Annotated in this window: 15 protein-coding genes; 4 read left to right on the top strand and 11 right to left on the bottom strand. The window is 38.6% G+C overall.

Features of this window, described 5'->3' with window-relative positions; genetic code table 11:
* Positions 1–109: 109 nt before the first annotated feature.
* Positions 110–295 carry a CsbD family protein gene (locus JM84_RS02060; RefSeq protein ID WP_013750728.1) on the top strand — a complete coding sequence of 62 codons (186 nt, stop codon included), beginning with the start codon at positions 110–112 and terminating at the stop codon, positions 293–295.
* Positions 296–345: 50 nt separating this feature from the next.
* Here JM84_RS02060 and JM84_RS02055 read toward each other — a convergent pair whose 3' ends face one another.
* Entirely contained in the window at positions 346–855 is a 510-nt protein-coding gene (locus JM84_RS02055) for an acyl-CoA thioesterase (RefSeq protein ID WP_013750729.1), read from the bottom strand.
* Between the two features lie 67 nt (positions 856–922).
* The gene (locus JM84_RS02050) at positions 923–1858 is read right to left on the bottom strand and encodes an SPOR domain-containing protein (protein WP_144782494.1); all 936 of its coding nucleotides are present in this window, start codon (positions 1856–1858) and stop codon (positions 923–925) included.
* 101 nt (positions 1859–1959) lie between these two features.
* Between JM84_RS02050 and dprA the strand changes: the two genes are divergently transcribed.
* The 3 genes from dprA to lysM all read left to right on the top strand — a co-directional run bounded on the left by dprA (position 1960) and on the right by lysM (position 5003).
* Positions 1960–3063: a DNA-processing protein DprA gene (gene dprA, locus JM84_RS02045; protein WP_144782492.1), complete on the top strand. Its 1104-nt coding sequence runs from the start codon at positions 1960–1962 to the stop codon at positions 3061–3063.
* A 197-nt stretch (positions 3064–3260) separates the two neighbouring features.
* Positions 3261–4223 (top strand): nicotinic acid mononucleotide adenyltransferase, encoded by a 963-nt coding sequence (locus JM84_RS02040; RefSeq protein WP_144782490.1) that lies wholly within the window; start codon positions 3261–3263, stop codon positions 4221–4223.
* 279 nt (positions 4224–4502) lie between these two features.
* Positions 4503–5003: a peptidoglycan-binding protein LysM gene (gene lysM / locus JM84_RS02035; RefSeq protein WP_013750733.1), complete on the top strand. Its 501-nt coding sequence runs from the start codon at positions 4503–4505 to the stop codon at positions 5001–5003.
* Positions 5004–5096: 93 nt separating this feature from the next.
* On the opposite strand, the gene JM84_RS02030 is transcribed toward lysM, so the two are convergent.
* From JM84_RS02030 to JM84_RS01990, 9 genes are all read right to left on the bottom strand, one after another.
* Positions 5097–5426 (bottom strand): hypothetical protein, encoded by a 330-nt coding sequence (locus JM84_RS02030; RefSeq protein WP_144782488.1) that lies wholly within the window; start codon positions 5424–5426, stop codon positions 5097–5099.
* A gap of 11 nt (positions 5427–5437) precedes the next feature.
* The gene (nadD, locus tag JM84_RS02025; RefSeq protein ID WP_144782486.1) at positions 5438–6016 is read right to left on the bottom strand and encodes a nicotinate (nicotinamide) nucleotide adenylyltransferase; all 579 of its coding nucleotides are present in this window, start codon (positions 6014–6016) and stop codon (positions 5438–5440) included.
* A gap of 18 nt (positions 6017–6034) precedes the next feature.
* Positions 6035–6379 (bottom strand): HopJ type III effector protein, encoded by a 345-nt coding sequence (locus JM84_RS02020; RefSeq protein WP_144782484.1) that lies wholly within the window; start codon positions 6377–6379, stop codon positions 6035–6037.
* A 7-nt stretch (positions 6380–6386) separates the two neighbouring features.
* Positions 6387–6986 (bottom strand): guanylate kinase, encoded by a 600-nt coding sequence (gene gmk / locus JM84_RS02015; protein ID WP_013750737.1) that lies wholly within the window; start codon positions 6984–6986, stop codon positions 6387–6389.
* Positions 6986–7849: a YicC/YloC family endoribonuclease gene (locus tag JM84_RS02010; RefSeq protein WP_041295642.1), complete on the bottom strand. Its 864-nt coding sequence runs from the start codon at positions 7847–7849 to the stop codon at positions 6986–6988. The genes gmk and JM84_RS02010 overlap by 1 nt, the downstream gene beginning before the upstream one ends.
* Positions 7850–8020: 171 nt before the next feature.
* A complete protein-coding gene (locus JM84_RS02005; protein WP_013750739.1) occupies positions 8021–8353 on the bottom strand; it encodes a hypothetical protein in 333 nt (110 codons plus the stop codon).
* On the bottom strand, positions 8353–9114 hold the full coding sequence (locus tag JM84_RS02000; RefSeq protein ID WP_013750740.1) for a DUF1080 domain-containing protein: 762 nt from the start codon (positions 9112–9114) through the stop codon (positions 8353–8355). Before JM84_RS02000 ends, JM84_RS02005 begins: the two co-directional genes overlap by 1 nt.
* A 3-nt stretch (positions 9115–9117) precedes the next feature.
* Positions 9118–9846 carry a DUF1080 domain-containing protein gene (locus tag JM84_RS01995; RefSeq protein WP_144782482.1) on the bottom strand — a complete coding sequence of 243 codons (729 nt, stop codon included), beginning with the start codon at positions 9844–9846 and terminating at the stop codon, positions 9118–9120.
* Positions 9847–9855: 9 nt separating this feature from the next.
* Positions 9856–10908 carry a sugar phosphate isomerase/epimerase family protein gene (locus JM84_RS01990; protein ID WP_144782480.1) on the bottom strand — a complete coding sequence of 351 codons (1053 nt, stop codon included), beginning with the start codon at positions 10906–10908 and terminating at the stop codon, positions 9856–9858.
* Positions 10909–10986 lie beyond the last annotated feature (78 nt).

The following is a 10986-nucleotide window of genomic DNA, read 5'->3' as shown; positions in this document are numbered from 1 at the left end:
TTCTACATCTGAGTAACTTTAGCACAACCATAACACTTTTTAATATTCTCTTATAACAAGAAGGCTCTCATTATAAGTAGTTTAGTGGTGAACTTAAAAAAAGAAGATTATGAACAGCACAGAACTAGAAGGAAAGTGGAATCAAGTAAAAGGAGATTTCAAACAGAAATACGGAAAGCACTTTGACGACGATGAGACATTTGCAGATGGAAAATTTGATGAAGTTGTAGGTCGCATCCAAGAAAAAACTGGAAAAACCAAAGAAGCTATTAAAGAAGAAGTAGAAAAGTGGTAATAGTAAACCACAAGTATAAAAAAAGCCTCCAATTGGAGGCTTTTTTTATGTTATATAAATAAAGCTTTAAGCTCTGTTGCATCTTCTGGTTTCATTTTACCAGCCAGCACAAGAGATAATTGCTTACGTCGCAGTGCAGCGTCATATCGTTTCTTCTCAAGATCAGACTCTGGAATTACTTGTGGTACTAGAACTGGAATTCCTTGCTCATCTACGGCGACAAAGGTGTAAATTGCTTCATTTGCCTGTGATTTTAAGCCGCTCTCACGGTCTTCTATCCACACATCAATCACTATCTCCATAGAGGTCCTAAAGGCGCGAGAAATCTTTGCTTCTACAGTTACTACACTTCCTAAGGGAACCATGCGGTTAAAGGCTACGTGGTTTACAGATGCAGTTACTACAATACGACGTGAGTGTCGTCTTGCAGCAATACTTGCAGCTCTATCCATACGAGCGAGTAACTCACCTCCAAAGAGATTACCCAAAGGGTTAGTCTCACTAGGTAGGACTAAATCTGTTAGTGTTGTTTTTGAATCAGTAGGCGTACGTGCTTCCATTACATTTCAATTTTGGCGCAAAGGTACGTCAAACTCGAAAGGTGAAAAATGAAAATCTAATAAAGGATTATTCCATTTCTTGCACAAGAAGCCATGCTTCTTTGTTATCCGTACTGCGTATAGACTTTAACGCGGCCAGTGCTTCTTGAGAGTCTATATAGCTTCCATATACTACTTGATGAAGACCATATTTATTAGTCCCTATCTTGCGAGCTTTAAAGCCTTGTTCTGTAAGTTGGTCCACACGTGTTTGTGCATTTTCTTCCATACGGAAAGCTCCCGCAACAATGTGATAGCTTCCTACAGGCTTAGTAAGCGATAGCTTAATCGCTGGTAGCGGATTAGGTATTTCAAAAGTAGCTTCTTGAATTTTATCTTCTAGTTGCTCCTTTGCCTCTTGATGAGAAACATAGTTATGCTGCTCTACATCTTTTACATAGTTAAATCCTACAGCGCCTATAAGTCCAAAAGCTATTACAGCCGCAGCTGCATATTTCACCCATGAGCTCGCTGCCTTGCGTTCTGGGGTAAAAGCTATAGGAGTTGTACTTTCTAGAGCAGTAACTTCTTCTTTGTAAACTTCTCTTAAAATCTCTGGAGAGGTAAATGAAGAAAGACCAAAAGAATCTGTAAGATAATTAAGGTGGTATGATGGCTCAAACTGTAACCTGCTTTCTGCATCTAGAGAAAGTGTCCCTATGTTTGATAGTGTCTGTGCTTCTCCCTTGTGAAGACCGTCAAAAAGAAAACGCACGTATGATTTAATACGAGTACTCGCTTCCTCATGAGGTATCATCTCAGTTTTAGAAATATAATTTGCTAGCAATCCATCGCTATCTACAAGTTGCGCGTTAAAAGAAAGTTTCTTCTTAGGCGGGTAGAAGGCATGGGTTGTTGAGTGAATCTGTGCACTCTGGATTTGAGTCAAAAACGCCCCAAAACCAGGTAATATCACACATTCATATCTATATAATAAATCGCTTATGTACTGATCTAACTGCATAATTCAAAATTAATCAAAATGCATAGCCCTCCAAGATTTAGTGATTTATTTTATTAACAGATATAATAGTTGTTACTTAGTTGTCTTAAAATCAACAGTTAATGTCCGAAAAAGAATTACTTTCCTTGCTTGCATTACAGCATACCCCTAATCTAGGTGATGGGACCATCAAGAAATTAATACAACAATTTGGGAGTGCAGAGGAGGTACTAAAACAGCCTAAAAACACGCTTCTCAAAATTGATGGGATAGGAAATCATAAACTCAGCGCCTTTGGTGAGGAGAAATATTACGCTTTCGCGAAAGAAGAACTTTCCTTCATACAGTCTAATGATATTAAGGCAACTACCTACACAGATCCAGACTATCCACAGCGGTTGAAATATTGTATAGATGGACCTGTTGTGCTCTTTTCTCGAGGAAACATTAACTGGAATAATCCGCGAATTATTAGTATTGTGGGCACTCGTAAGATTACCACTTATGGTGAACATTTCTTAAAAAAGTTCATAAAAGAGATAGCTCCGCTTAATCCGCTTATTATTTCTGGATTTGCTTATGGAGTAGATATTACAGCACACAAAGCGTGTATTGACCACGGTTTACAAAACATAGGCGTACTTGCTCACGGCCTCAATCAAGTGTATCCCAAAGTACACAGTAAGTACATGAGCGGAGTAGAGACAAACGGCGGTTTTGTTACAGATTTCTGGAGTCGTAGTAGTTTTGTGCATACTAACTTCTTGCAGCGCAATCGGATTATAGCTGGCCTCTCTGAGGCTACTATTGTGATTGAATCTGCAGAGAAAGGAGGATCACTTGTAACTGCAGATTTTGCAAACGGCTACAATCGTGATGTATTTGCAGTACCTGGTCGAGCAGACGATAAGCAAAGTTTAGGATGTAATAATCTCATCAAACAACAACGAGCAAATCTCATGACAAGCGCAGCCGACCTTGTGTATATTCTTAACTGGAAACTAGAAGAAGAGCAGCAGCCAGCCGTTCAAAAACAACTTTTTGTAGAACTTACAGATGAAGAAAAGGTCGTTTGGCGATTCCTTAACGAGAATGGAAAGGAGCTTATGGATATTATTGCTCTTAACTGCAAGCTACCCACTTTTAAAATCGCGAGCATATTATTGCAGATGGAACTTAAAGGAGTGGTAAGACCTTTACCTGGGAAGTTGTTTGAGTTGACGTAATCCTTGAAATATTTTAAGAGGTTTGGTTATGAGTTAGTTGCTCTCATCGTAAGTGAGTACTTTATATATAATGCACTTATAAGAGGTTGAGAACATTTTCGCGAAAGCGAAATTAAAACACAACCATCTAATAATTAGTTGTTTATATTTTTGGCACGCCGTTTGAATACTGTTAAGGGAATCAAAAAACAAACAATATGAAAACGATCAAAAAATTATTTGCAGTAGCGCTTATCGCAGCCCTATTTACTTCTTGTTATACAGAAGAGATCGTAGTAGTAGATCCTTATGTTGAAGTAAATAATGGACCTTCACTTAATCAAGTGTTGAGTCAGTATGAAATATTTTATGTAGATATCGATGCCTCTTCTGGTAATCTTACCGTACCATTTTTACAAAAGGCATTTACAGTATCCTTTAGAAACGGAACCATCTTTGCAAACAATAACTTATCTGGTCTAGGTCAGAATGGTGCAGGATTTGGTATTGATGTGGGAGCATATGACACTTTTGGGTATGAGCTAGATGCTTATCATGATCTAGATGGAGATTATTCTTTTGACGTGCGTGTATTATCTAGCAATGAGATAGAGTTATTTCACCCGTCTACAGGAGCAGTATATATTCTAGTAGGATACCAACGTAGCACTTTTGACTATGACTTGGTTTTCTATAACAACATCCACTACTTCTTGCAAGAATTTGAAGCTTGGGAAAAAATATATACCAGTGAAGAAGGAGCAATAAACCCTTTTGATAATGAGAATTTCTTACAGTTTTTACCTGCGGGGGTTTCTGGCAACTTTAGAAGCTCTGAAGATGGTAGTGGTACATCTATAAATAATATCTTTTGGGATTATGATGGTATCTACGATGTAAATGATGTGCCTGGAGATTTCTACTTGAAGACTTTAACATTAGATTATAATTTTCCAGACAATGAGTTCTTTGACCTTACCGTTATTGATGATGAAACGATAGAGCTGTTTCAAGTAAACACGGGAACTACTTACCAGTTTAGAGGTAGAGGGTATATCCAGTTTAGAACAGCAACAGATGGAAAGAGTAAAAATGCGCCGAAACTTCGTAAGAAAACGGCAGACATTAAAGCAGAAATAAAAGCGCTTACCGCAAAGAAGGCAGCAGCGCTTAAAAAGTAATAATTACCGCACTAGCTACGGCAGTGTGATTCAAAAATTTTTGGTTGGTTATTTAGTTGGAGAATCCTTACCTAAGTGTTACTTAGTGTGAGGATTCTCTTTTTTTGGGAAGTGGCTCATGTGAATGAGATTTTACAAAAACATAGATAATTTACCTAAATGTTAGGTAAGGGTTAATATATGTTGAGATTTACTAAAGTCATCATAACAATAGATTGATAAGTCTAGCTTTTTTGTAACTTCCGTACTCAATAAAAACACTAACTAAATATTATAATTATGGGATTATTTTCATTCATTAAAAATGCAGGAGCAAAAGTTTTTGGAATAGGAAAAACAGATGCAGAAGAAGCAGCCGAAAAAGCAGCAGTAGCCGAAGAAAAAATTGCAATGGCAAATGCTAAAGCAGCAAGTAACATGGCAGAAACAATTAATGACTTAGGTCTTGATGTTGATAACCTTGATATCTCAATAGACGGAGATGTTGCTGTAGTTACTGGAAGCGCACATGATCAAGCAACTAAAGAAAAGGTAATCCTTGTAGTAGGAAACTCTACTGGAATAGCAACAGTAGATGATAGACTTACCGTAGAGAACCCAGAGCCAGAAGCTCGTTTTTATACAGTTGAAAAAGGAGATTCTTTAAGCAAGATCTCAAAAGAGATGTACGGAGACCCAATGAAGTACCCACAAATCTTTGAAGCAAACAAGCCTATGCTTAAGGATGTAGATAAGATTTACCCAGGTCAAGTACTACGTATTCCTCACTTAGAGAAATAGAAGTAAGCGCTCAAGCGCTATTATAGACTATTTAAGAGAACAAATATGAAAGACAATAGTCTGGAATGTTTGTTCTTTTTTTATGTGTAATAGTTAAGCTTGCTGACTAAAAATCTCCAAAACTTCTTTAGAAAGGTTCATTAAGAAAAATAGCCAGAAAATAACGGCTATAATTACAAAAACGCGAGCCTTAGCGAGCTTAGGGCTATGAGGTTCCTTTCTAGCTTTGAGATATTTGATGATAGTAAGTATACTAGATGCAATAAATAAGGCAACCGTAAATCCTAAGAGAAAATCAGGTAAATCATTGTCTGAAGCTTTTATGCGTTTTAAAGCGAGGTGTACAAGAAATGAAATAACCATCAAGATACCGTAGTAGGTCGCTTCTTTACTATTTTGATGTCTCAAATCCCGTTTAGACATACATTTATGACCTATTTATAAAAGTTCATTTGATCTATGTAAGTGTGCACCTCAGGTGGTAATAAAGGTCTTATGTTTTTACCATCCTTAATAGCCTTGCGAACCATTGTAGAAGAGATTTCCATGATAGGAGCATCTACTTTGTGAATCTTTAAGTGGTTGTCAAACTGTGTTTCAACCGTGCCCTCAGAGATTCTAGGGTATACGTAAATGTCGTGACGCTCAAGAATCACCTCGTAGTTTTTCCACTTATGAAGACTTTTAAGATTGTCTTCCCCCATGATTAAGCAAAATTCGTGCTTAGGATACTTTTCTTCCAGATGAGCTAGTGTGTTTACCGTATAGTTAGGTTGCGGTAAATTGAATTCAATATTGCTAGGTTCAATCTTATCATACGTTTCAAGAGCTTCTAAAACCATCTGATAACGATGATTGTTATCTAGTAAGCTACTCTTTTTCTTAAACGGATTGTGTGGCGTGATGACCATCCAGATTTTATCTAGGTCGCTATACTCTGCCATGTGATTTGCAATCGCAAGATGCCCTACGTGAATAGGATTAAATGTTCCGAAGTAGAGACCTATTTTCAATGGAGTAGTATTTAAAAATTATTTCTTGCTTAGAGGATTTGCATCAAATGTGATACCGTCCCATCCGTACTGCATGAAGTTTCTAATGTTTTGATGATCTGTGCCGTTTGGATTGCTCAAAACATCTTCTCTGTAATATGCGCCAAAACAGTGTAGTGTGTCACTTTTATTCAATCTTTGATCTTTTGCAAAACCAAATAACTTGCAAGAGCCATTGTTCTCACCGCTTTCATTACGAATGTCTCCATTTGTAAAGGAGCTAGGCGTAAAAGTATATAGTGACTCTATAATCGCCATGGTATCTGTAAACTCAATCTCGCTTGGTCTAGTAGCAAGTTTGGTTTTAAAATCTTGTAATGTCATCTCTATGTTATTTTACAAAATCAGTAACAAGTGTTACTGCCTCGCTAAGTGCTTTGTCTAGATTGTCATTAAGGATGATATAATCAAACTGTGGTGCCGTAGCGAGCTCTACAGAAGCTTTTGCGATGCGCATGTTAATCTTATCCTCACTCTCTGTGCTACGCTTCTTGAGGCGTATTTTAAGCTCGTCTACACTAGGTGGTTTCACAAACACAGCAAGTGTTTTATCTGGAAATTTCTTTTTGATACGTAAACCTCCCACTACATCAATATCAAAAATCACATGTTTGCCCATGGCCCAGATACGTTGTACCTCGCTCCACAATGTTCCATAAAAGTTATCACGGTATACTTCTTCCCACTCTAGAAAGTCGTCTGCCTTGATGTGATTTTTAAATTCTTTGAGATCTATAAAATAATAGTCCTTTCCATTTTTTTCTTCTCCACGAGACTCACGACTCGTTGCAGAGATACTAAACTCAAGGTTTAATTCTTCTTGTGCTAGAAGGTGTCTTACTATCGTTGTTTTTCCGCTTCCTGAAGGTGCCGAAAATACGATGAGCTTTCCTTGATGATCACTATTATTATCTTCTGGTTGCTTTGCCATTAGAGTACATTTAAAACTTGCTCCTTTATTTTTTCTAGTTCGTCTTTCATTTGCACTACCAACTGCTGCATCGGTGCATAGTTAGACTTAGATCCAACGGTATTAATCTCACGACCTATTTCTTGGCCTATAAAGCCAAGTTTCTTACCGTTAGAATCATCAGATTCTAGTGCTTCTGTAAAGTAATCTAGGTGATTCTTTAAGCGAACTTTTTCCTCAGTAATGTCATATTTCTCTAGGTAATAGATAAGCTCTTGCTCAAAGCGATTCTCATCTACATTTACTTTAAGATCAGAAACAGCTTTTTCAAGCCTTACTTTTACATCACTCAGTCTATCTACATCAAGTATAATAACCTCCTCCAGCAAGCGCTGTAGGTTTGCAATACGTAGTTCAAACTCTGCTTTAAGAGAGTTTCCTTCGTCTAGACGGTATTTATTTATTTCTTTAAGTGCTTCCTCTAAATTTGATACAATCGATGTGTACTCATTTTCATCTAGCTCTTCACGTTCCGTTTTTAAAGCATCAGGAAGGCGCATTGCCATTTTAAGAAGTTCTGTCTCACTAGGGTTACCACTCACAGCATCAGAGAGCTGAGCCATATAAGCGTTTACCACCGTTCCATTAATCACAGTGTTGGTGTTTTCTCCAGTACTTTCTACATACAGACCTACATCAATCTTACCACGCTCGAGTGCTTTTGCAACCATATTACGCAGGGCAAGTTCTTTCTCACGATAGGTAGAAGGTATACGAGCATTGAGATCTAGATTTTTGCTGTTAAGCGATTTGATCTCTATTGTAATTTTTTTTCCAGGAAGTTGTAGTACACTTTTCCCAAAACCAGTCATCGATTTTATCATTCGGCAAAGATAAAGGTTCAGTTATTAATTATGAATGGGGTTTGTACGCTTTCGCGAAAGCATAATTGTATTACCATAATCTTGTAATTAAAAGCATTTAAGTTGTACTTAAAAACAATCCTTCAAGACGTCTGGTGAATGCAATCAAATTTTCGCGAAAGCGAGACAATGCTATTTTATTTTGTCAGTCATATACGATCGCACTTGGTAATTTGCTAAAATCACGTAAGCGATAAGTGCGACATAACCGCCGTATGCTGCATAAGGGCTTTCAAGAAAGAACAGACAGCTGCAAATTGCAAAAAGCGCAATGGTGCCTATGCCATATTTTTGAGCCAAAAACGAGTATGCACTATTCCAAGTGGCTTGATCTCTCATCCACCATTCTGGAGATTTTGCTAAGAATGAGTTACCCATTGACGGTGGGAAGTAACGCGTATTTATATATAATGCCAGACTTATGAGTGCTGGTGCCAGTGTGGTAAGTATTGTAGGGAAGTCCATTAATCTAATTTACGTAACCATATATTTCTATACCCTACACCACTCTTATCACCGTGATCTTGCAGTACGATAGGACCGTCACCGTGCGGGTTGTTTTTAGGGTAGCCTATGTACTCTGTGCTTCCTTGTAACTCATAGTGATCTTGAACAAGTACACCATTGAGTAATACTGTGAGCGTACCTGCTTTTGTTCTTTTTCCTGCACTGTCAAATTCTGGCGCATGGAAGACAATGTCATAGGTGTTCCACTCTCCTGTAGGTTTTGCAGCCATCACGTCTGGTGCTTTTTGCTTGTAAATAGAGCCCACCATACCATTTACATAGGTATCATTGTCATTGTTATTTAAGATTTGCACTTCGTACAAGCCTTGAAAAAATACGCCACTATTACTTCTGTTTTGGTTAGTCTGTGTGTTGTTCGGATCACTGCGCCATTCTAGGTGTAATTGTACGCTCCCGAAGTCCTCTTTGGTGACAATATCTCCCGTTTTATCCTTTACGGTCATACTTCCGTCTTGATTAATCGTCCACTTAGGAGCGCCGCCATCGTTTTTACTTTTCCAGGCGTTGAGGTTTGTGCCGTCAAACAATACCACAGCATCACTCGGGATACCGGTCTGCCCGTTTATGGCAACCTTTGCAGGTTTTGGACCCCATACTTCTGTTTGTTCTGGTTTTGTAGGTTCGTTACCCACATTTCCTGAGCCACAAGATGTAATGGTCAGTGCTGTTACTATAATTCCTAAATGGTATAATTTCATAATCTATAATTCTTTTATTGTAATGTTGCGGTACCATACTTTGTCTCCGTGATCTTGTAGACCTATGTGACCTTCTTGGTATTTCCCAAAGCCTTTCCAGTCTGCAAACTTAGTCTTTGCAACCATAGCATCCCACTCTTCACCATCTACTGGGAAGGTATATGCTTCTTTGCCGTTAAGGCTTACTTTACCTAGGTTACTATCGTGATTGATAGAAAGCGTTACTTTGTTCCACTCACCTGCGGGATTGATCATACCATCTGCAGGTTTTATCATATCATAAAGTGACCCTGCTTTATGTGTGCCATTGGCAACCATTGCATCTGGGTGACGCTCGTCATCTAGTACTTGTATCTCTGGGCCAGTTTCATAAGCTTCTTTAAACTCTGGCGATTCTTTTACACCCCAAAAGATGCCACTGTTACCACCTTCTGAAACTTTCCACTCGAGATTGAGTTCAAAGTTTTTATAGGTGTTTTTTGTAATGATGTTTTTACCACCTTCTTCCCCAGGTGTAAATGCCATTGCTCCATCTTCTATGGTCCAGTTGTCGTGCATACCGTCTGTACCATATCCTTTCCAAGCGTTGAGGTTAAAGCCGTCGAAGAGTGCGGTTGCCGGTGCTTCTGTCACTGTTTCTACTTCTTGAACCTCTTGTGCTGTTGTAACTTCTTTTTCTTTACAGCTTAAAGCGAAAATTGCCACCGCTGCGATATAAATTGTTTTTTTCATAATACTGTTTTAAAGTCCAAGTATCTTCTTCAACTGCTCTTTATCAATATCTTCACCTGCAAAATCATCAAAGCGTTTTTGTGTTGCTTCAATAATATGTGAAGCGATAAAAGGCGCACCTTCTCGAGCTCCTTGCTCAGGACTTTTTACACAACATTCCCACTCCATCACTGCCCAAACATCACAACCGTATTCTGTGAGTTTTGTAAATATGGTTTTAAAGTCTATCTGTCCATCGCCTGGAGAGCGGTAACGCCCAGCGCGATCTTGCCAGTCACTGTAACCGCCAAAAGTACCACGCCTCCCATCTGGTTTAAACTCAGAATCCTTTACGTGAAAGGCTTTTATAAACTCGTGATAATGGTCTATATATGCGATGTAATCTAGCTGCTGTAATACAAAGTGACTCGGGTCATATAAGATATTACAACGCTTGTGATTACCTGTAGCTTCTAGAAAACGTTCAAAAGTCACTCCGTCGTGTAGATCTTCACCAGGGTGAATCTCATAAGCCACATCTACACCACACTCATCATAAGTATTTAGTATAGGTAACCAGCGTTTGGCTAGCTCCTCAAACCCTATCTCAACAAGTCCTGCAGGACGTTGTGGCCAAGGGTGCATTGTATGCCAAAGCAGCGAACCACTAAACGTAGCACTCACATCAAGCCCAAGATGTTTACTTGCGTGTGCAGCGCTTATTACTTGCTTGCGAGCCCACTCAGTACGCTTCTTTGGATTGTTTTTACAATCGTCTGGAGCGAAGTTATCAAACATCAAATCGTATGCAGGATGTACCGCAACTAGTTGTCCCTGCAGGTGTGTCGATAGCTCTGTAATCTCAAGCCCATAGTCATTTACTTTACCCTTAAGCTCATCACAGTAGGTTTTACTCTCTCCAGCCGTGGTGAGGTCAATTAATCGATTTTCCCAAGTTGGGATTTGTATTCCTTTATATCCAAGGTCTGCTGCCCATTTACACAATCCGTCTAGCGAATTAAATGGTGCTTTGTCATCCATAAACTGGGCGAGAAATACTGCGGGTCCTTTTATTGTTTTCATTGGATATTTTTATTTTCATTCTCGCAAAGGCGAGAATCTTTTCAATTGTTGTTTTTTACGCTTTCGCGAAAGTGTACT

It is taken from the genome of Dokdonia sp. Hel_I_63 (assembly GCF_007827285.1).
Lineage (GTDB): Bacteria > Bacteroidota > Bacteroidia > Flavobacteriales > Flavobacteriaceae > Dokdonia.
Note: the sequence above shows the minus strand (reverse complement) of the source record. Positions and strands in the feature narration are given on the sequence as shown.